The organism is Thermomicrobiales bacterium (assembly GCA_023954495.1).
Lineage (GTDB): Bacteria > Chloroflexota > Chloroflexia > Thermomicrobiales > CFX8 > JAMLIA01.
On record JAMLIA010000009.1, the window covers coordinates 15,902 to 36,310 of the forward strand.

Annotated in this window: 19 protein-coding genes; 4 read left to right on the top strand and 15 right to left on the bottom strand. The window is 63.4% G+C overall.

Annotated features, from left to right (window positions below; translation table 11 throughout):
• Nucleotides 1-15: 15 nt before the first annotated feature.
• Genes hutU through M9890_03085 form a run of 3 tightly spaced genes read right to left on the bottom strand, consistent with a single transcriptional unit; the run spans nt 16 to nt 3,569 of the window.
• Nucleotides 16-1,689, bottom strand: coding sequence for a urocanate hydratase (gene hutU, locus M9890_03075; protein MCO5175944.1), 1,674 nt, complete (start codon nt 1,687-1,689; stop codon nt 16-18).
• Nucleotides 1,690-1,706: 17 nt separating this feature from the next.
• A complete protein-coding gene (locus tag M9890_03080; protein MCO5175945.1) occupies nt 1,707-2,828 on the bottom strand; it encodes an aryl-sulfate sulfotransferase in 1,122 nt (373 codons plus the stop codon).
• A 48-nt stretch (nt 2,829-2,876) separates the two neighbouring features.
• Nucleotides 2,877-3,569 (bottom strand): GNAT family N-acetyltransferase, encoded by a 693-nt coding sequence (locus M9890_03085; protein MCO5175946.1) that lies wholly within the window; start codon nt 3,567-3,569, stop codon nt 2,877-2,879.
• A 226-nt stretch (nt 3,570-3,795) separates the two neighbouring features.
• Here M9890_03085 and M9890_03090 point away from each other — a divergent pair, with 226 nt between their 5' ends.
• Genes M9890_03090 through M9890_03100 form a run of 3 tightly spaced genes read left to right on the top strand, consistent with a single transcriptional unit; the run spans nt 3,796 to nt 6,272 of the window.
• Complete coding sequence (locus tag M9890_03090) at nt 3,796-4,515, top strand: haloacid dehalogenase type II (protein ID MCO5175947.1); 720 nt, start codon at nt 3,796-3,798, stop codon at nt 4,513-4,515.
• A gap of 2 nt (nt 4,516-4,517) precedes the next feature.
• Nucleotides 4,518-5,078, top strand: a complete 561-nt coding sequence (locus M9890_03095; GenBank protein ID MCO5175948.1) for a GNAT family N-acetyltransferase — start codon at nt 4,518-4,520, stop codon at nt 5,076-5,078.
• Nucleotides 5,079-5,093: 15 nt separating this feature from the next.
• Nucleotides 5,094-6,272 (top strand): PLP-dependent aspartate aminotransferase family protein, encoded by a 1,179-nt coding sequence (locus M9890_03100; GenBank protein MCO5175949.1) that lies wholly within the window; start codon nt 5,094-5,096, stop codon nt 6,270-6,272.
• A 10-nt stretch (nt 6,273-6,282) separates the two neighbouring features.
• Here M9890_03100 and hutH read toward each other — a convergent pair whose 3' ends face one another.
• From hutH to M9890_03125, 5 genes are all read right to left on the bottom strand, one after another.
• Nucleotides 6,283-7,827: a histidine ammonia-lyase gene (hutH, locus tag M9890_03105; GenBank protein MCO5175950.1), complete on the bottom strand. Its 1,545-nt coding sequence runs from the start codon at nt 7,825-7,827 to the stop codon at nt 6,283-6,285.
• A 58-nt stretch (nt 7,828-7,885) separates the two neighbouring features.
• Entirely contained in the window at nt 7,886-8,080 is a 195-nt protein-coding gene (locus tag M9890_03110) for a hypothetical protein (GenBank protein MCO5175951.1), read from the bottom strand.
• A 51-nt stretch (nt 8,081-8,131) separates the two neighbouring features.
• A complete protein-coding gene (locus tag M9890_03115; GenBank protein MCO5175952.1) occupies nt 8,132-9,196 on the bottom strand; it encodes a tartrate dehydrogenase in 1,065 nt (354 codons plus the stop codon).
• 122 nt (nt 9,197-9,318) lie between these two features.
• Nucleotides 9,319-10,143, bottom strand: a complete 825-nt coding sequence (locus M9890_03120; protein ID MCO5175953.1) for an ABC transporter permease — start codon at nt 10,141-10,143, stop codon at nt 9,319-9,321.
• Nucleotides 10,140-11,207 (bottom strand): ATP-binding cassette domain-containing protein, encoded by a 1,068-nt coding sequence (locus M9890_03125; GenBank protein ID MCO5175954.1) that lies wholly within the window; start codon nt 11,205-11,207, stop codon nt 10,140-10,142. The genes M9890_03120 and M9890_03125 overlap by 4 nt, the downstream gene beginning before the upstream one ends.
• A 333-nt stretch (nt 11,208-11,540) precedes the next feature.
• Between M9890_03125 and M9890_03130 the strand changes: the two genes are divergently transcribed.
• Entirely contained in the window at nt 11,541-12,218 is a 678-nt protein-coding gene (locus M9890_03130) for a SurA N-terminal domain-containing protein (GenBank protein ID MCO5175955.1), read from the top strand.
• An 807-nt stretch (nt 12,219-13,025) separates the two neighbouring features.
• On the opposite strand, the gene M9890_03135 is transcribed toward M9890_03130, so the two are convergent.
• The 7 genes from M9890_03135 to M9890_03165 all read right to left on the bottom strand — a co-directional run bounded on the left by M9890_03135 (nt 13,026) and on the right by M9890_03165 (nt 20,305).
• On the bottom strand, nt 13,026-14,906 hold the full coding sequence (locus tag M9890_03135; protein ID MCO5175956.1) for an ABC transporter ATP-binding protein/permease: 1,881 nt from the start codon (nt 14,904-14,906) through the stop codon (nt 13,026-13,028).
• Nucleotides 14,907-15,002: 96 nt separating this feature from the next.
• Nucleotides 15,003-15,971: a pyridoxal-phosphate dependent enzyme gene (locus tag M9890_03140; protein ID MCO5175957.1), complete on the bottom strand. Its 969-nt coding sequence runs from the start codon at nt 15,969-15,971 to the stop codon at nt 15,003-15,005.
• Nucleotides 15,972-16,207: 236 nt separating this feature from the next.
• Complete coding sequence (locus M9890_03145) at nt 16,208-16,378, bottom strand: hypothetical protein (GenBank protein MCO5175958.1); 171 nt, start codon at nt 16,376-16,378, stop codon at nt 16,208-16,210.
• A 3-nt stretch (nt 16,379-16,381) separates the two neighbouring features.
• Entirely contained in the window at nt 16,382-18,316 is a 1,935-nt protein-coding gene (locus M9890_03150) for a peptide ABC transporter substrate-binding protein (protein ID MCO5175959.1), read from the bottom strand.
• Between the two features lie 372 nt (nt 18,317-18,688).
• On the bottom strand, nt 18,689-19,240 hold the full coding sequence (locus tag M9890_03155) for a GNAT family N-acetyltransferase (GenBank protein ID MCO5175960.1): 552 nt from the start codon (nt 19,238-19,240) through the stop codon (nt 18,689-18,691).
• A 73-nt stretch (nt 19,241-19,313) separates the two neighbouring features.
• The gene (locus tag M9890_03160) at nt 19,314-19,766 is read right to left on the bottom strand and encodes an SRPBCC domain-containing protein (GenBank protein ID MCO5175961.1); all 453 of its coding nucleotides are present in this window, start codon (nt 19,764-19,766) and stop codon (nt 19,314-19,316) included.
• Nucleotides 19,763-20,305: a MarR family transcriptional regulator gene (locus M9890_03165; protein ID MCO5175962.1), complete on the bottom strand. Its 543-nt coding sequence runs from the start codon at nt 20,303-20,305 to the stop codon at nt 19,763-19,765. Before M9890_03165 ends, M9890_03160 begins: the two co-directional genes overlap by 4 nt.
• Nucleotides 20,306-20,409 lie beyond the last annotated feature (104 nt).

Genomic DNA, 20,409 nt, shown 5'->3' on the forward strand with positions numbered 1-20,409 from the left:
CCTATCGTCGTTGCTCTAGCTGCCAGTCTCAGTTGGCCAGATCGGGATCTGCATCTTCGTCGCGCGGGCGTGGAGAACTGCGCGCTCATAGCCAGCATCGACATGGCGCAGCACGCCCATGCCAGGATCGTTCGTTAGCACGCGCTCCAATCGCTTCGCTGCCTCCGGTGTGCCGTCGGCGACGATCACCTGCCCGGCGTGGATCGACAGGCCGATCCCGACGCCGCCGCCGTGATGAACCGATACCCAGGTCGCGCCGGAAGCCGTGTTGACCAGCGCATTCAGGATCGGCCAGTCGGCAATCGCGTCCGATCCATCGCGCATCGCCTCTGTCTCGCGGTACGGCGAGGCGACCGAGCCGCTGTCGAGATGATCGCGCCCGATGACGATCGGTGCCTTGACTCGACCGCTGGCGACCAGCTCGTTGAACTTGAGCCCCGCCAGATGCCGCTCGCCATAGCCGAGCCAGCAGATGCGTGCCGGCAGTCCCTGAAACTCGACTTGCTCCTTCGCCATCCGCAGCCAGCGATGCAGATGCTCCTTCTCCGGGAACAGTTCCATCAGTGCGCGATCGGTCTCGTAGATGTCCTCGGGGTCGCCGGAGAGCGCCACCCAGCGGAACGGCCCCTGCCCCTCGCAGAAGAGCGGACGGATGTAGGCCGGGACGAAGCCCGGATAGTCGAACGCATTCTCGACACCGGCCAGAAACGCCTGACCACGCAGGTTGTTGCCGTAGTCGAAGACGATCGAGCCGGCCTGCTGAAAGTCCAGCATCGCCTGCACATGCGCACCCATCGCGGCCAGCGAGCGTTTGAAATAACCCTCGGGGTCCTGCGCGCGCAGCAGGCGGGCATCCTCCAGCGTCATCTCTGGGACGACGTAGCCGTCCAGCGCGTCGTGCGCCGAGGTCTGGTCGGTGACGACATCGGGGCGGAAACCGCGACGGACGAGCTCGGGGTGCGTCTCGGCGGCATTGCCGATCAGCGCGATCGACAGCGCCGCGCCGCTGGCTCGCGCCGCCTCGGCCAGCTCAAGCGCCTCATCGAGTGAGTCGGTCGCGCGATCGACGTAGCGCGTCTCCAACCGCCGCTGGACGCGGTGCGGATCGGCCTCGACGACGAGGCAGACTCCGTCGTTCATCGTCACTGATAATGGCTGGGCGCCACCCATCCCGCCGAGACCGGCGGTCAGCACGAGCTTGCCAGCCAGCGAGCCGCCGAAGTGCTGGCTAGCCAGCTCGCCGAACGTCTCGTAGGTGCCCTGCAAGATGCCCTGGGTACCGATGTAGATCCACGAGCCGGCCGTCATCTGGCCGTACATTGTCAGGCCCAGACCTTCCAGCCGCCAGAACTCCTCCCAGGTCGCCCACTTCGGAACGAGCAGCGAGTTGGCGATGAGGACGCGGGGCGCATCTTCGTGGGTGCGCAGGACGCCGACCGGCTTGCCGGACTGCACGAGCAGGGTCTCGTCGACTTCCAGATTGCGCAGGCAATCGACGATCGCGTCGAACGCCTCCCACGTCCGTGCGGCGCGGCCGGTGCCGCCGTAGACCACCAGATCCTCAGGGCGTTCGGCCACTTCAGGATCGAGGTTGTTCATCAGCATCCGCAGGGCGGCCTCCTGCGGCCAGCCCTTGCAGGACAGCTCCGTCCCACGCGGAGCGCGGATCGTACGTGGAGTCGCGTTCATGTCTCACTCCATCTCTATCAGTGCAGATTCGCCGTCGAGCGCGCGCGTTCGATATCCACAGGGGAATAGCGATAGGCACGGAAGACGCGGTTGACCGGCTTCACTCGCTCGGCGCTCACATCGTCGACATAAAACGGATTGATGTACTCCCAGACCACATCGCCTTCGGTCGTCACCTCGAACAATCGACCGAACGTGCCCTCGCAGATGAGCGTGTTACCGTTCGGCAGCCGTTCGGCGCTGGAGATCAGGGGACTGAAGAACTGAGAGACTTCCTCCTCCTGATAGCGCCAGACGATCTCCTTCGTCGCCGGGTCGACCTCGATGACGCGGGAGTAGGGCAGCAGGTGGTCGATGCGGTGGGTACCGTTGTCGAACAGCAGGATGTTGCCGTTCTCGAGCAGGACCGGCGCGTGTTGCTGGGCTACGGTCGGCGACGAGATCTTCCAGATCAGCTCGCCGGAAGAGCGGTCCAGGATCGCCACCTGCGAGAGATTGCGGAACGACAGCAACAGTTTGCCGTCCGGCAGCTCGCTGACCGAGTTGCAGTGTGTCCAGGCAGCGCGTGTGTTCTGAATCACTGAAATCGGATCTTCGATCGGATCGAGATGTTCCCAGGAGCGCCACTCCCAGACGATATCGCCATCGCGCGTCATCTCGACCAGGTAGTCGGCGTGCATCTGTCCCTCGAACTCGGAGCCGGGCGTCCCGCCCTGCACAGCGGCGGCGATCTCCGGATCGAGCGGCGCGATGCAGATGAGTAGCACGTTACCGTTGCGCAGCTGGATGCCGTCGTGGTGGTGGTCGGGATGATTGACCTCCCAGAGGATGCGACCGTCCCAGGTCATCTCCAGAATCGAGCCTGCCTTCCAGGCGGCCTGCGCGATGAACCGACCGGGCGTCTCCGTCGTCTTGCCGTTGTAGAGCAGGGTGCCGCGCTCAGTCAGCCGACCATACAGACCGGGTGGATACGGTACTTGCCAGCGATGGACGATCTCACCGGCCATGTCGATGAGATAGACCTCGTTGCCGCCCGCCATCGGCGTGAAGATCGTGTAGCCGTCGAAAGCGTGTTCGCGATCCCAGGCGCGGAGGCCCGTGCCAGATCGCTTCTGACGCAATTGCTCAATAGTCGCCATCGCGCCTCCATTCTCGCGAGCGTGTCGCTGTCGCGATCGTGTCCCGGTTCAGGGGATATCCTGCCGACGATAGATATCGATATAGCAGAGCAACTGGTAGCCCAACGACGTGTACAACGGTCGACCCTGATTGTTCGAAGCCAGCACCGTCCAGCGCGCGCCGTTGTTGGCGGCCAGGCGGTGCAGACCGCGCATCAGCCAGCGACCGTAGCCGAGCCGCCGGTAGCGCGCGAGCGTGTGGACATATTCGATCACTGCGGTGTCACCGTCGGAAATCACGATCGCCGATGCGACCGGCACATCATCAACCACCAGTGCATAGCAGCCGATCTGCGTGTCATTCAGGTATTCGGGAAGCACCCGCCCGTCCTCACGCAGCACGGCCAGGCGATCGACTTCAGCTTCAGTCGTCAGGCGCACGATCTGGTCGTCTGGCCGCCCGCCAGCAGTACTGACATCGAGGCGCATCAGGTAGTTCCGCGCGATGTGCGCATAACCAGCTTGCAGGTATTCGACAGACGGGCTGTCGGCGCTCGTGTGGAATGCAATGAATGCGTCGCGCCACTCCGGGTGCGCTGCGAGAGCCGCCAGCACGTCGGCCGGATCGGTATCACCAACCTCCAGCTCGTGCCAGACGCCAGCCTTCGGGCGCCCATAGGTGATGTGCTTCAGATCGCCGACCTGCTCAATCGTGAAACCGGGGACGACAGCTTCCAGCCGCAGATATGCGGCCGTGTACACAGCATCTGCCCGTCGCACATCCTGCTGGTGAAGATCATCAGTGGTCAGGGGGCTCTCCCGTCGATCACGTGCTGTATATGGATGTGATTCTCCAGTGACTTGGTATATCGTAGTCCGTCTTCGGCAATCCTGCATGTCGAGCCGACGAACTGTTTGACCGTCGTCGCGCCGTTGCCTATGCTGTCAAGGCAGAGTGGACCTGACGATGTGGGGAGCAGGGGAGAGCGTGGCAATAGACCTGCGCGAATTCTCAACGCTGACATTTGACTGTTACGGCACATTGATTGACTGGGAGACCGGCATCCTCAACGCCCTGCGCCCGTTGCTGCGCGCGCACGGGCAGGAGCTGACCGACGACCAGGTTCTTGAGCAGTTCGGCGAAATCGAAGCAGCGATCGAAGCGGGGCCGTACAAGGCCTATCGCGATGTCCTGGCCGAGGTCGCCGACGGCTTCGGCAAGCGCCTCGGCTTCGTACCGACCGCTGCCGAGCGGGCGACATTCGGTGCCTCGGTTGCCAACTGGCCGGCGTTCCCCGATAGCACCGAGGGACTTCGCGTTCTCAAGCAGCACTACCAGCTCGTCATCCTCTCCAACGTCGACGATGACCTGTTTGCTGCATCAGCCAAACGACTCGGTGTGCCGTTCGATGAAGTTGTCACGGCTCAGCAGGTTGGCAGCTACAAGCCAAACCTGAACAACTTCCAAGTCCTGTTCGAGCGCCTCGACACGCCACAGGAGAAGATCCTGCACGTCGCCCAGAGCCTCTTTCACGACATCGCCCCGGCCAACGCCCTGGGCCTGACGACTGTTTGGGTCAATCGTCGGCACGATCGCGATGGCTATGGCGCAACGCCGCCGCAGGAGGCGACTCCGAATCTGGAAGTGCCGAATCTCCGAACGCTGGCGACGTTGGTCGAAGCGGCCTTCGGCGACTACAGCGAATAGCGATGACCAACCAACCAGAGCGATCGTTCACGATTCGACCGTTGACGACGGCGGACGTGTCGGCAGCGCGCGACCTGATGATCCGCATCTTCGAGCAGGACTTCGGCTATGGCTACCGTCCCGAATTCCACGGCGATGTCGATCAGATGCAGGCGACCTACATCGATAACCCACGCAACGCGCTGTTCGTTGCCGTCGACGACGCAAGTGGCGCAATCGCGGCGAGCGCCGGTGTGCGCTCCGGTGGACTGAAGCCCGAGTTCAACCACGCCTGGCTCGTCGAGCGCTACGACCCGGAGCGGTCCGCCCAGATCGTCCGCGTCTATGTCGACCGCGCCTATCGCCGCAACGGTCTGGCGCGGCGCCTCGTCGATGAGGCCGTGCGCTTCGTCGCTGGCGAGGACAGCTACGATGTGTTGATCCTGCACACTGATCCGCGCTCCCCGGGTGCAGAGGCATTCTGGCGGGCGATGCCGACTCGGCTCATTCTGGATGATCGCGACGGACCATCCGAGTCGCTGCACTTCGAAATGGATATACCAGGTCGCACGACCCGTACATAAGAGGAGAAACCCAAGATGCCCGATCACCAGAACCTCGATGTCGACACACTGCTGATCCACGGCGGCCCCGGCCCCGACCCGGCAACCGGCGCAGTGACGCCGCCGATTCACCCCACCTCGACGTTCGTCCGTGAGCGCATCAACGACGACGCCAGGTACCGCTACTCGCGCGGATCCAACCCAACGCGCGATGCGCTGGAAGGTCTGCTGGCGAAGATCGAGCACGGCGTTGAGGCGGCGGCATTCGCCTCCGGCATGGCGGCGGTGAACGCGGCGATGCAGCTACTCTCCAGTGGCGACCACGCCATCGTCGGCTTCGACTGCTACCTGACGACCTACGACATCTTCACCAACGACCTGCCGCGCTACGGCATCGAGACGACCATCGTCGACCTGACCGACATCGAAGCAGTACAGGCGGCTGTGCGCCCGAACACGCGCATGATCTACATCGAAAGCCCGACGAACCCGCTGCTCGACATCGTTGACCTCACCGCGATGGCCGAGATTGGCCGAGCGGCTGGTGCGATTACCGTCGTCGACAACACGTTTGCTTCGCCCTACTGCCAGAATCCGATTGACTTCGGCATCGACCTCGTCGTCCACTCGACGACCAAGTACCTCGGCGGCCATAGCGACCTGCTGGGCGGCGCGGTCATCTCGCGCACGCCGGAACTGGCGGCGGAGATCCGCGAGCGGCAGTACAACCTCGGCGCGGTACCGAGCGCCTTCGACTGTTGGCTGCTCATTCGCGGCATCCGTACGCTCGGCGTCCGCATGCGCCAGCACATGACCAACGCTCAGGCCATCGCCGAGTGGCTCGAAGGCCGTCCCGGCGTCACCCGCGTGATCTATCCGGGCCTGCCCAGCCATCCCGGCCACGAGCTCGCCTCGCACCAGATGTCGACCGGCTATAGCGGCATGGTGTCGTTCGAGGTCGAGGGCGGCTCGGAAGCGGCGCGGCGCGTGTCGGAGCGCACGAAGCTGTTCCTGCTCGCAACCAGCCTGGGCGGCATCGAGTCGCTCATCTTCCCGCCGACCGCGTGGCTGGAGTCTGCGCCGGAACTGATGGCCGAGATCCCCGGCTCACCGTGGGCGCAGCACCCGGGCATGATCCGGCTCTCGGTCGGTATCGAATCGACCCGCGACCTGATCGCCGATCTTGAGCAGGCGCTGGAATCACTGAACGAATAGGATCAGACGGTCAGGCAAACGCGCCAACCCGACCTTCGGCGGCATCCAGCAATCGACCGTCGCGGATCATGTCGGTGATGGCCGCTAGCTCCGGCGCGAGGAAGCGATCCGGCCCGGGTCCGGGGACCTCCGACCGGAGCATATCGAGCACGGCTCGCGAGCCAGCGCCAGGTTGCAGCGGATCGCGCAGGTCGATCGCGAGCCCGGACGCCATCGCTTCGACGGCGAGGACGCGGCTCAAGTTCGTCAGCACCTGCCGCAGGTTGCGGGCCGAGGCCCAGCCGAGCGAAACATGATCTTCCTGCCCGGCCGATGTCGACATCGAGTCGGTGCTAGCCGGATGCGACAGCCGCCGGTTCTCAGCAACGATCGACGCCGCCGTGTACTGCGCGATCATCAGGCCGGAATTGACTCCCGCATCAGTCGAGAGGAACGCTGGCAACCCGCGCGACCGCGTCGCGTCGAGCATGCGGTCGACGCGCTGTTGCGAGATCGCGCCAACCTCGCAGGCGGCGATGGTCAGGAAGTCGCAAGCGAAGGCAAGCGGCTCGCCGTGGAAATTGCCGACCGACTCGACGCGTCCATCCGGCAGGATCACCGGATTGTCGACCGCCGACGCCAGTTCGCGCTCGGCGACAACGGTCACGTAGTCGAGCGTGTCACGCGCCGCACCGATCACCTGCGGATGACAGCGCAGCGAGTAGGCGTCCTGGACGCCGTGGGTAACGTCGTCGTGAGCGGCGACAAGCGGCGACGCGGCCAGCATCTTGCGCAGGTTCTCGGCACTCTTCGCCTGACCGGGGTGGGGGCGTAGCGCCTGGAGATCGGCGGCGAATGGGCGGTCGGTACCGAGCAGGCCCTCGACCGTCATCGCGGCAATCGCGTCGGCAGTGCGGAAGAGCCGTTCGGCATCAACAATCGCCATCGCCAGCATCCCGAGCATGCCATCGGTGCTGTTGATGAGCGCCAGTCCCTCTTTGGCTTCCAGTGTGATCGGCTCGATTCCGGCAGCCGCCAGTGCCGGAGCAGCCGGTAGTGGCGCGCCATGCTCGTCAACGACCCAGCCATCACCGATCAGGAGCAGCGAAGCGTGGGAGAGCGGTGCGAGATCGCCGCTTGCACCTAACGAGCCGAATACAGGAATGTAGGGCGTGATGTCGGCGTTCAGCAGCTTCACGAACTGCTCAGCGACGATCGGTCGCGCGCCGGAGTAACCTTTCGCAAGCGTCGCGACGCGCAGCAGGATGAGCGCCCGCGCCACTTCCGGCTCAATCGCCGGACCCATCCCTGCTGCATGCGACCGCAGGATGGCGTGCTGCATCTCGGCTCGCGCATCCGCTGGGATCAGCACACGCGCCAACCCACCGAAGCCCGTTGTCACCCCATAGACCGGACGGTCACTTGCGGCGGCAGCATCAATGTACGCGCGAGTGTGGCGCATCTTCTGAACGGCATCTTCGCCAAGCTCAACGCGCGCCCCGTCCCGGGCAACCGCAATGACATCAGCAATCGTCAGATCGCCGCCATCGACCAGCACAACCCTCTGATCAGCCATTCCGCATCTCCGATCCCACCACCACGACCTAATGTTGGCGAGTCTAGCATGTGCGCCGTTATCCCCATGTCCACACCAAAGCCAGCACTACCAGCCACGGTGCCGCGACGCAGCAGGCAATGATCGTCATCCCGACTGGGAGCGGCAGCCATAACACGCGGGGGGCGATGGCGCGCGCCAGCCAGCGGTAGTAGATAAGCGTCAGCGGCACAATGGCACAGGCAACGAGGGCTGCGGCAATCGCGTGCCACACGCCCTCCTCCTCTCGCTCTCGCGCGCAACCTGCGGGCCTGGCGCGTGGCGATTAGCTTCGCGACCGGAATTCGGCGATGATCGCGTCGGCGAGCTCGCTGGTTGTCGCGCGACCGCCCAGGTCTGGTGTCAGCGATTCGCTGCGCGCCAGCACCTCTTCGATGCTGTCGAGCAACGCCGAGCCGAGCTCTTCGCGGCCGAGGTGATCGAGGAGCATCTTGGCTGTCCAGATCTGGCCGATCGGGTTGGCGATGCCGCGACCGGCGATGTCCGGTGCTGAACCGTGGACCGGCTCGAACATCGACGGGAAGCGCCGCTCCGGGTTGAGGTTGGCAGCCGGTGCCATGCCGATGCCGCCCATCACCGCAGCAGCCAGGTCGGACAGGATGTCGCCGAACAGGTTCGAGCCAACAACGACATCGAACGAGTCCGGGCGGGTGACGAAGAACGCTGACAGGGCGTCGATGTGGTACTGGTCGGTCGTGACATCGGGGTATTCGGCACCGACCGCTGCGACCACCTCATCCCAGTACGGCATCGTGATGTTGATGCCGTTGGACTTCGTCGCCGAGGTCAGGTGGCCGCGCCGCGAGCGGGCCTGCTCGTAGGCGTAGCGCACAACACGCTCGACGCCCATGCGGGTGAAGACGGTGTTCTGGATCGCCATTTCGGCAGGTGTGCCACCGTGCAGCCGTCCGCCCATGCTGGAGTACTCGCCCTCCGAGTTCTCACGGACGACGACGAGGTCGATGGTACCGGGCTCGCGCAAGGGAGAGCGCACGCCGCGCAACAGGCGGGCCGGGCGCAGATTGACATACTGCTGGAACGTCCGCCGAATCGGGATCAGCAAGCCCCAGAGCGAGACGTGATCCGGCACGCCGGGATAGCCGACTGCGCCGAGGAAAATCGTCTCGAAGCTGCTGAGCGTGTCGAGGCCATCGGCCGGCATCATCTCGCCGTTGCGTGCGTAATATTCGCAACTCCAGGGAAACTCGGTGAAGTCGAACTCCAGCCCACCGTCGATCTCGGCGGCGGCCCGCAGCACGCGCAATCCCTCTGACACGACCTCCGGCCCGATCCCATCGCCGGGGATCACCGCACAGCTCACCCGATCCATCGTCCACCCCTCTCCTGCCATCATCAGCCTCGTTGTATGCCCGGCTCACTATATCGCGGAAGAGCCGCCTTTCTGGTTCCAGACGGGCGGCTCTCGGTCAGGCTGAGATGTGTTTTGCAGAGTTAGCGACTGAGCAGGCGGTAGCGGCGAACGCCGAGCGGGCCGAAGACAGCGATGATTGCGACGATCCAGATCAGCGTCAGCAACACCGGATGCTCGGCCGGAAATCCACCGGCGGCGAACGGGTTCGGGTTGCCCCACAGGTCGCGGACCGACGCCGTCAGCGCACTGACCGGGTTCCACTCCGCGACAGGGCGCAGCCAGGACGGCAGCGTCTGCGGCGGGACGAAGACGTTCGAGATGAAGGTCATCGGGAAGATGAAGATGAAGCCGACCTGCTGGGCCGACTCGACGGTGCGCAACGACAGACCGAGGACGATACCGACCCACGACATGGCGAAGGCGAACGCCAGCAGCAGCGCCACGCCGGCAAAGAAGCTCGGCACATCGGTGTGGACGGTCCAGCCGACCGCCAGGCCGGAGAGCATCAGCACGATCAGCGTGCCGGCGTTGTAGACCAGATCGAACAACGCCCGGCCACTGAGCACAGCAGAGCGCGCCATTGGCAGCGAGCGGAAGCGATCGAGGATGCCCTTGCTGATGTCATCGGTCATGCCGATCGCCGTCATCGAGGCAGCGAAGACGGCGGTCTGCGCGAAGATGCCGGGCATCAGGAATTCGCGGTACGAGCCGCCGCCGGGCAGCGGAATCGCACCGCCGAACACGAAGGCAAACAGCGCGACGAAGACGATGTTCTGGATGATGGCGAAGATCGCCAACTCCGGGATGCGCGGCACGCGCTTCAGATTGCGCCAGGCGATGATCAGGCCATCGCTGATCGCCTGCTGCGGACCGCCCGTCCGCGACGGATAGCTCGATGTGCTCATGCGCTCCTCCGTGCCTGCTGCTCGCCGCCCGCGTCGTCCTCGGTTGCATGGCCGGTCAGCGTGAGGAAGACGTCGTCCAGCGTCGGTCGGCGCAGGCCGATGTCGTCGATCTGCACTCCGACTTCGTCCAGCTCGCGAAGCACCTGCGCGAGGCGCTGGGCACCGCCATGTGCTGCGACGGTGATCCGCCGTGTGTGCTGGTCGATCGAGTGATCGCCATCGCCGTTGCGAGTAAGGACGTCCACGGCGCTGGGAATATCGCTCGCGTCGCGGACGACAACCTCGATGCGCTCGCCGCCGATCTGCGCTTTGAGCTGGTCTGCCGTGCCACGGGCGATGATCCGACCGTGGTCGACGACGGCGATGCTGTTGGCCAGCGCGTCAGCTTCCTCCAGATACTGCGTCGTCAGCAGGATCGTCGTGCCCTCACGAACCCGGTCACGAATGACGTCCCACAGGTCGAGGCGACTGCGCGGGTCGAGGCCGGTCGTCGGTTCGTCGAGGAAGAGCAGGCGCGGCCTGCCGGTAAGCGCGCTAGCCAGGTCGAGCCGACGCCGCATGCCACCGGAGTAGGTCTTGATCGTGCGGTCGGCAGCATCAACCAGATCGAACTGCGCCAACAGCTCATCGGCGCGGCGCTTCGCGTCAGCCTTCGAGAGCTGGTAGAGCCTGCCGAACAGGTAGAGGTTCTCGCGGCCAGTCAGGTTCTCATCGACCGCCGCGTACTGCCCGGACAACCCGATGACCGAGCGCAACTGCTGGGCATCCCGGACAACGTCAAAACCGGCGACGGTTGCCCGACCACCGTCGGGACGCAGGAGCGTCGTCAGAATGCGGACAGTCGTCGTCTTGCTGGCACCATTCGGGCCGAGCAGTCCGATGACCGAACCGGTCGGCACGGTCAGGTCCAGACCGTTCAGCGCCAGCACTTCGGACTTGCCAAGACGATACTTCTTGACCAGCCCTTCCGCCGTAATGACGTTGTCCTTGCGCTCATCAATCGTCACCGACGAGCGAATCTCATGACGGACAACCTGTTCGGGGATCGTACTTGAAAGTGTCACCTGTCAGGTCCTTGTAGATGTCGCAGCGTGCCAAGCACTTGCCACGATAACCGGGGTGAATCCTTCGGCATTTGCTCGTCGGGTGCCGCTCCTCACGCTTGAAGTGACACGGCCACCGAGGAGTTGGCCGCGTACGTACGAGATATTCCGAGTGATGATAGAACGCCCGTGCTAGTGTGTCAACGAGACACGGTACAGGTTTCGGGCCGTCCTTTTTGACAGATCCCGTGTCTCGTGTCACGATCTTTCTAAGCGCTACGGGTAGTGCGGGATACGCCTCGCCGTCGCCAGAATCGATATCTCTGGTTGAAGCCTCGCGTCAGAGTCAGATACATGCCATCAATCCTTGCCACCCACACTCATATTCGCTATGGCTTGATGCTCATTGGCATCGTCCTGCTTGGTACGTTCGTCAGCGTTTCGAGTGTTGCAACTCACACAATGAAATCACCAGACTCGAGCGAGGTCATCGTTCAGGTCCTTGCTCAAGACGGTCACGAGTACCCTGAAAGCGTCGCTACTGTGAATGGCAGGCAAATCTCAGGGAAGTCGCTCGCGCAACGTGTATATGCACTTACGGTAAGTCCATCAGCGATGGATTGGAGTACGAAACCGCAGGCATCAGATAGCGTCGAGAAACAGGCACTAGCTCAGCTCATTCAAGAACAAGTCATTCTTTCTGCGGCGGAAGATCTGGGACTCGCGGCGACGACAGACGAGGCAGTCGCGTTTGCAAAGACGCAGCAACAGATGTTCCTCACATCTGATGACCCGGGGGCGAAGGAAGTTTATGCTGCCGCAGCAGCTCAGCTCGGAGTTTCTCCCGAGGAATTCGCCGATCAACCGGAGGCGGTTGAGGTGTATCGAACCGCGCTCACTCGGTCACATGTGTACGCGTGGATTACGAACAATCTTCCGGAAGATCAGCGCAACGATCCTGTCGCGTTTCAACAGGCACTCGATGCGTTCATCGCGCAACATACCGAGAATGTGACGATCCTGCTCGGCTGATGACATTTCCTCGACTCCCATTTGGCTTTGATGCTCTGTTCGACATGACGTGCTCCGTGCGTTAACACGGGGAAGGACGTGTAATCAATACTGACAACTAATCCCTGCATCTTGCATGCCGAACAGGCTTACATATTTCAATAGACCGTACTTTTGGGAGCAGCAGCCACCCCGCTCCCTGTCATCTTGAGGTCGCAACCGAAAGATCTCCCACCCGTTTGACTCAGTCCAACGCAAGGGAGATCTCTCACTGCCGGGTGCCCCCTGGGCGGCAGATGACAGGACAAGGTGTTGGCTGCCGGATCGGACTGCTCGCCATTGCTGGCATTGCCGACTCGCTGGACTGGTAACCTCCATGTTCCCCTGTCATCTTGAGGTCGCAACCGAAGATCTCCCGAGCTTGACACCCGGACTACCCGTAGCCGCGCCCCTGCCTCTGCCATTCGTGGCACAGCGAGCCCTCCGGTGAAGAATCCATCCCTGTCCGACCAGCATCCAACAGGTGGAGGATCTTTCGGTTGCGACCTCAAGATGACAGGACACGGTGGTGGCTGTGGGGCCGGACTGCTCGCCATTGCTGAAGGCAGTCGACCCGCTGGCTCGGCAGCCAACCCTTTCTCCTGTCATCTGCCGCCCAGGGGGCACCCGGCAGTGAGAGATCTCCCACCCGTTCGGCCCAGTCCAACGGAGGGGAGATTTCGGGCGTGCGTGCTCGCATGGTCAACGCGGTGGAGGAACTGATGCCAAAGGGGTGCGTGCCAAACGGGCGTATGCGATACGTCCCTACCTGGGCGGCAACATCCCGCCTCAATCCGCCGCTTGTGGTTCCTCGTGGGCGAACTGGGTGCGGTAGAGCTCGGAGTAGCGGCCGGAGTGGGCGAGCAGGTCGACGTGGGAGCCGCGCTCGACGATGCGGCCATGCTCGATGACGAGGATGAGGTCGGCGGCGCGGACAGTCGAGAGACGGTGGGCGATGACGAGGACCGTGCGACCCTCCAGCGCCTCGTTCAGCGCGGCCGAAACCGCGACTTCCGAGGTCGAGTCGAGGTGCGCAGTCGCCTCATCGAGGATGACGACGCGCGGATGGGCCAGCAGTAAGCGAGCAATTGTCAGTCGCTGGCGCTCGCCGCCGGACAGCCGGTAGCCACGCTCACCGACGATCGTGTCCAGTCCATCCGGCAGTGCCGAGATGATGTCTGCCAGCCGAGAGCGCCGCAGGGCATCCCAGAGCTCGTCGTCGGCCGCGTCCGGTCGAGCCAGCGTCAGGTTGTCGCGGATCGACTCGTGGAACAGGTGGCCGTCTTGTGTCACCATGCCGAGGGTGGCGCGGATCGAGGCCAGCGACAGGTCGCGGACATCGACGCCGCCCAGCCGGATCGCGCCGGAATCAACGTCGTAGAGCCGCGGGACAAGCTGCGCGATCGTCGACTTGCCTGCGCCGGACGAGCCGACGAGCGCGACCATCTCACCCGGCTCGGCACGGAAGGAGATGTCGTGCAGCACCTCGATGCCGCCACGTGTGTCGAGGACAGCGACCTCTTCCAGCGAAGCCAGCGACACCTTGTCGGCGGCGGGGTAGCTGAACGAGACGTGGTCGAACTCGATCGACACCGGACCCAGCGGGACCTCGCGCGCATCCGGCTTCTCAGCAATCAACGGCGGCAGGTCGAGCACCTCGAAGACGCGCTCGAAGCTGACCATCGCGCCCATGACCTCAACGCGCGCACCGGCCAGTGACGTGAGCGGGGCGTAGAGGCGGGTTAGCAGCAGAGCGAGCGCGACGACCGAGCCGGCCTCAAGCTGGCCACGGATCGCATAAAAGCCGCCGAGGCCGTAGACGAGCGCCAGCGCCAGTGCCGACACGAGCGTCAGCGCCGTGACGAAGACCGCCTGCAGCATTGTCGCGCGAACGCCAATGTCGCGAACACGCGCCGCACGGCGGGCGAATTCAGCCGACTCTTCATCCGGCCGACCGTAAAGCTTGACCAGCGTCGCGCCTGGTGCGGAGAAGCGCTCGGTCATGCGGGTGCTCATGGCCGCGTTGTAGTCAGCCGCCTCGCGCCGCAACGCCGCCAGCCTCCGACCGATGCGCCGCGATGGCAGAACAAAGATGGGCAACAATGCCAACGCCAGTGCGGTAATCTGCCAGGAGATGCTGAGCATGACGGCGAGGGTCAGCAGGAGCATGACGATGTTGCTGACGACGCCGGAGAGTGTGTCGCTGAACGCACGCTGGGCACCCATGACATCGCTGTTCAGGCGTGAGACGAGCGCGCCGGTGCGGGTGCGGGTGAAGAACGCGACCGGCATGCGCTGAACGTGATCGAAGACTGCCGTTCGCAAGTCGAGGATCAAACCCTCACCGATGTTTGACGACAGCCAGCGGTTGAGGATCCCGAGACCCGCCTCAAGGATGGCGATGGCCGCGATCAGTGCAGCTAGCCGGATAACGGAGCGCGACGACTCCCCTGACACGATCGCGTCGACGACCCGACCGGCCAGCACCGGCGTGGCAACCGCGAGCGCCGCCATGATGATGCTGACGATCAGGAAACCGACGATCAGACGTCGGCGAGGACGGGCAAACCCGCCGATGCGGCGGAGTGTCTCCATCGAGAATGGCCGCTCGTTCGCTCGATCATTCCCGGAGCTGCGCATCGAGCGCCAGGCGGCAGATTGCATACTCATTGCACGTCATCCTGTCTCGCGCATATCCGTTGCGCGCTGACTGGTGCAACATCGTGACCGCCGACGTTGTTCCTTATAAGAACAAGACGGGTGCAACTACCCCCAGAGCGTAGCCAGGACAGACGGATCGATATTTCCACCGCTGATGATGATACCGACATTCCGCGCGTCGTCGGGCAACAGTCCGGACATAGCCGCAGCAACTGCCACGGCACCGCTCGGCTCGATCACAATCTTCATGCGCGTGATCACAAAGCGCAGCGCGTCAAGCACCTGCTCGTCACTGACGATCAGGACGTCCTCAAGCAATGCCTGCATGACCGGGAAGGTGAGCTCGCCCGGTGTTTGCGAGCGCGTGCCGTCGGCGATCGTCTCGGGCGGCGGGACGGTCACGCGCTCGCCCTTTGCCAGCGACAGCTTCGTGTCGTCGGCACCCTCTGCCTCGACGCCGAAGATGCGGACCGACGGGCGGAAGCCCTTGGCGGCAACCGCGCAACCGGCGATCAGCCCACCGCCACCGATCGGTACAACGAGCGTGTCGATCTCCGGCGCGGTCTGCAGCAGCTCGAGTGCGGCGGTGCCCTGCCCGGCCATGATGAATGCGTTGTCGTACGGCGGGATGACGACCATGCCGCGCTCAGCAGCGACAACATGCTGGTAGTCTGCGCCGTCCAGCTTGTGACGGTCGAAGAAGACGACCTCGGCACCATAGCCGCGAGTCGCATCGACCTTGACATGCGGCGCGTCGTCCGGCATGACAATCACTGCTGGAACGCCAAGCAGGCGGGCGGAAAGCGCCACTCCTTGCGCGTGGTTACCACTGCTGAATGCGACCACGCCGCGCTTTCGGGCATCGTCATCCAGGCGGCTGATGGCGTTGTATGCGCCGCGAAACTTGAACGCACCGGCGCGCTGGAAATTCTCGCATTTCAGATAGATGTTCCGGCCGGTCATCTCATTCAGCGTCCGGCTCTGCAGCACCGGCGTCGGATTAGCAATACCGCGCAAGCGTTCGGCGGCGTTCTGCACGTCATCAAATGAGATCACCAGACTCTCGGTCGACACCAGCCCCACCCCACTCCGTCCATCAGTGTCCGCAGCACGATTCGCCACGTGGTCAAGCATACAGCGAGCACGATCGAGTATCGCCGTGCCTGTGTGCGTTCAGCCGATTGACATTGCGTAACAGCACGACTGGCGGGGACACGATACGTTCATTCATCCCGGAGAATGTCGATGTTCTGATCGTTGGCGGGCGAGACTCGGGTGCCAGCCTGGCTTCATTGCGCGGGATGCTCGCGTCACCCGGCAGTTGTCGCATAAAGCACATCGCAGCCAATGCGCTCATTCACGCTGTTCGGGACGTGGGCGACGAACACCGGCACCTGCTCGTACTGCCAGGCTGAATCAACAACAGGACACCGCCGACCACGACTGTGGCCGGCGGTGTCGATGACCTGCGATTGCTTCAAAACCTAGCCGTCGCGGCGCCAGTTCTGGATGTCCCAGTACGGGCCGGTCCAGGAGGTCGGGTTGTAGTCCGTCAGGTCGGCCGCAGCGGCGGTCAGGCCCTGCGGGATAACCATCGGGATCTCGACGACGTCGTTCACCGAGATGTCGTTCATCTGGATGAACAGTTCGTCCTGCGTATCAGGATCCATCTCCGTCTTCGCCTGCTCGTGCAACGCGTCGTACTCCGGGTTGGAGTAGCGCGTCACGTTCAGCCCGCCCCAGCTGTTCGACTTCTGAGCGATACCGGACGTCGCGTACCGCCGCATGTAGCCGATCGGGTAGAGGCTATCTGGCGCGTAGGTGAAGATCTCGAGGTCGGCGTAGAACTTGGTGTAGGTATCCGGATTGCCGGCATCAGCCGAGAAGAAGACAGCGGCGTCAACCGACTTCAACTCAACCTCGAAGCCAACCTGCTCCAGGTATTGCTTGACGACTTCCTGCGCCTTCTGCCGCGTCGAGCTGACCGACGTCTGGAACAGCAGCTTGTATCCGGCTGCTTCCGGGAAAGCGCTCAGCAGCTCCTTGGCCTTGTCCGTGTTGAACTCCCAGCTCGTGTTCGGAGAGTTGAAGCGCGGCGGAGCAACCAGGTTGTTCGACGTCGGCACGGCACCGTTGCCGTAGACCTCGCTGGCGATCACATCACGCGGGACGCAAAGGGCGATCGCCTGGCGCGCCTCAAGGTGCTGGAACAGCGGATGGTGGGTGCCGGGCTCGGCGCGAGCGCCGTCGACCTCGGTGTTCGGGTCGGCGAACTGAACGACGATCTTGTCGCCGGTGATGGCGGAGACTTTGGTCAGCTTCCCGGCGGTCTCCTTCTCCAGCTCGGCGATGACCTTCGGGTCGCCACCGGCACCCCATGCCCAGTCAGCCTCACCGGTCTGCATGACGGCGCGAGTCGACGACAGCGCGTCGCCGCCGCCCTTCAGCTCAACAGTGTCGAAGAACGGCTTGCCGGCCTCCCAGTAACCGTCGTAGCGATCGTAGAGCACGACGTCACCCGGACGAAACTCGGTGACAGTGAATGGTCCCGTGCCGACCGGGCTGAGATTCGCCGGGGCATTGCGCGATTCAGTCCCCATGAAGTCTCGGAACACGTGCTCCGGGATGATCATGCCGTTGCGGCCAGTGAAGATTTCGAATCCGGCCGGGTTTGGATCGGCGAACGTGATCACGACCGTGTAATCGTCCGGAGTATCAATCGAAGCAATCGGTGCGAACACTGCGGACGTCACCGATGCGGTATCGGGATCGGTTGAGTATTCCCAGGTGAACTTCACGTCCTTGGACGTAAACGGCGTACCATCGTGCCAGGTAACACCTTCTCGGAGCTTCCAGGTCACCGATAGCCCGTCGTCGGTGACACCACCATTCGCCAGGGTCGGAAACTCAGTGGCGAGAACCGGCACCGGCTCACCTTCACGGGTGAAGTCGGCCAGCGGCTGGTAGGCGATGCGCGAAGCATCGTAGTCCTTATAGCCGGTTGCCAGATGCGGATTGAGCATCGTCGGGGCTTGCCACTGCAGAATGCGCAGCTGTCCGCCGCCGCCTGCTTCGGCGGCCGGCTCGGCGGGCTCAGTTGGCTCCTCGGGCTCGGCCGTTGGCGATGCCTCTTCGGTGTCAGTCTCGGTTTCCTCTGCCTCCTCAGCCGTGGCAGTTGGCTCAGCCTCGGTGGCGGGTGGCTCGGTCGCCGACGGGGCGGTGGTTGCCTCGCCACTCGAAGAATCAGAGCTGTCGTCGTCGTCATCGCCACCGCAGGCGGCCAGCAGCGTGGCAATGACCGGCGCACTCAACCCGAGCGCCGCACCGCGACGCAGCAAGCTGCGCCGACTGAGACGCCCGGCGCGAATCTCGCTCCAGAGATCCTCAACCGAATCGGACGCGGGAGTAACTCGAACCATCGGGAGACTCCTTCCCCTCACCATCCAGCCAGGCCGCCCTGCCCCGACGGGCCTATCCGCCGCGGGCAAGATCCGGCAAATGCCGGTCGGCTGCCTGATTCCGCGCCCGCCCTTGCCCCGGGTCGGTACACGAAATCGACCAGCGCCGACGCTGGTCACGGCAGAATTGATTCCCGCATGTGGTGTGAGTGGTATGCCGTTACGGCAGCCGCTGCCGACCTGAGCACCATTCACACGTACCAACAACCTGCATACACAGATGTCGAATGGGAATTGTTCAACCGGCGACGATGAACAGCAGGGTATGCGGTGTATGTATAGACTGTCAATAGGGTGATGCGTATTTGTTGGTATCAGTTTCCGACGATTCAGTTAGTTTGACTTTCTGTTTGCCTGCCATTCATGATTCAGAATGGCGTAGGTGAAGGTGTCCCACCAGCGGCCACGGAAGTGCTGGTGCTCGCGAATGTGCGCCTCCCGACGCATACCGATCTTCTCCATCACCCGTGACGATCCGCGATTATAGGCGATGCACTCCGCCCAAATGCGATGCAGCGCGAGATCCTCGAACCCGAAGCGCACGATCGCCGACGCCGCTTCGGTGGCATATCCGCGGCCCCAATAGCCCGGGTCGAGCTCGTAGCCGATGTTCGCCTCGCCGATTTCAGGATCGTTGATGCGAATGCCGCAATTCCCGATCATCGCGCCCGAGGCACGCTCAACGATGGCGAGCTGGTGGTTCAGACGTGGCTCGGTCGTCTGCGCCGCGACGAAGCGATCGACGAGTCCGCGCACAATGCCATCCGAGTCATCGTTCTGCGGATAGAACTGCTGGTAGCGCTCGTCGCGCCAGTAGCGCGCCATCACCTGCCAATCATCCGGAACGAACTCCCGCAGAATCAACCGCTCGGTTGTGATGTGCACTGGTTGGATGCCTCCGCCAGACAGACGATGCAAGTCGGCCCAGCGCAATGCTGGACCGACCGGCGCCAGGAGATCAGCAATCCTCTTCAAACCACTCCGTCTTGCGCTCGCCGTCATCCAACCAGCGCTTCAGGTTGCCCAGCTCGATGTCCCAACCGCCGCTATTGTCCTCATAGAGTCGGTCCCAGTCGTCCCCATCTCCAAATCCTGTCTGGGTCAGGCGGACGAGCGTCCCAGCATCGTGGGCGATGAAGTCGAACGCGCAGGTCGTCGAGCGCTCGCTCGTGACGTCCCACGCGAAGACGAAGCGGTTCGGCGGCGACATTTCGACAATGCGCCCAACGCTACTCTGGTGGGGCAGCCAGGTCAGGTTGTAGCGCTCACCCGGCGCAGCACCAACGTCGGCATGCTTGACGAACCAGTGCTCCAGCTCCGACTGCTCCGCGAACGCGCGGTAGACGCGCTCCGGCGGTGCGGCGATGACGATTTCCTTGACGATCGCGCGACCAATTGACGGGGTGCTCATGGTTCGGGTTCTCCTTCAACAGCATGTTCTGGTACATCCAGAACTGAACGACGGAGACGCTCCAGCGCCTCATCCCAGGAGGTCGACAGGCTCGCCCAGAGGTCATCGCCTTCCGGAAGCGTGGCGACGATGGTCGACAGCACCGAGCGGAACGTGTCCAGATCGGCCGGCGCGTGATGCTGCCGCAACACAGATTCGATACCGGCATCCCAGCTTGCCAGCCGCGACTCCAGATCGGACGCGAGCGCGCGACCGCTGTCGGTCAACCAGAGTCGGACGATGCGCCGATCCTGATCGTTGCGCTTGCGCTCAACCAGCCCGACCTTCTCCAGCTGATCTGCTATCCAGGTCATCGATGTCGCGTCGAGCTGAGCACGTTCGCGGACATCGACGAGCGCCAGCCCGTCCTCGCGCCACAGTTGCCGCAAAACGTAGAGCTGCGACGGCGAGACGACATCCTCCGCCAGCGCTGCGGTGTACATCTTCGCGACCTTGCGTCCGGCTGCGCCGAGCAGAAAGCCGAGCGGTTCTCGATTCACGACTGTCGACCCACGACCATCTGCGTTCCTCCAGTTCGAGATCATCCTAATTAGGAACATCGTATCTGTCAACACACTACGTCAACGCTCCGGATCGAACGCGG

Bases quoted from the DNA above. Each gene is read 5' to 3' on its own strand.
- hutU (MCO5175944.1), bottom strand. From the start codon at position 1,689: ATGAACGCGACTCCACGTACGATCCGCGCTCCGCGTGGGACGGAGCTG.
- M9890_03080 (MCO5175945.1), bottom strand. From the start codon at position 2,828: ATGGCGACTATTGAGCAATTGCGTCAGAAGCGATCTGGCACGGGCCTC.
- M9890_03095 (MCO5175948.1), top strand. From the start codon at position 4,518: ATGACCAACCAACCAGAGCGATCGTTCACGATTCGACCGTTGACGACG.
- M9890_03100 (MCO5175949.1), top strand. From the start codon at position 5,094: ATGCCCGATCACCAGAACCTCGATGTCGACACACTGCTGATCCACGGC.
- hutH (MCO5175950.1), bottom strand. From the start codon at position 7,827: ATGGCTGATCAGAGGGTTGTGCTGGTCGATGGCGGCGATCTGACGATT.
- M9890_03115 (MCO5175952.1), bottom strand. From the start codon at position 9,196: ATGGATCGGGTGAGCTGTGCGGTGATCCCCGGCGATGGGATCGGGCCG.
- M9890_03120 (MCO5175953.1), bottom strand. From the start codon at position 10,143: ATGAGCACATCGAGCTATCCGTCGCGGACGGGCGGTCCGCAGCAGGCG.
- M9890_03130 (MCO5175955.1), top strand. From the start codon at position 11,541: ATGCCATCAATCCTTGCCACCCACACTCATATTCGCTATGGCTTGATG.
- M9890_03135 (MCO5175956.1), bottom strand. From the start codon at position 14,906: ATGAGTATGCAATCTGCCGCCTGGCGCTCGATGCGCAGCTCCGGGAAT.
- M9890_03150 (MCO5175959.1), bottom strand. From the start codon at position 18,316: ATGGTTCGAGTTACTCCCGCGTCCGATTCGGTTGAGGATCTCTGGAGC.
- M9890_03160 (MCO5175961.1), bottom strand. From the start codon at position 19,766: ATGAGCACCCCGTCAATTGGTCGCGCGATCGTCAAGGAAATCGTCATC.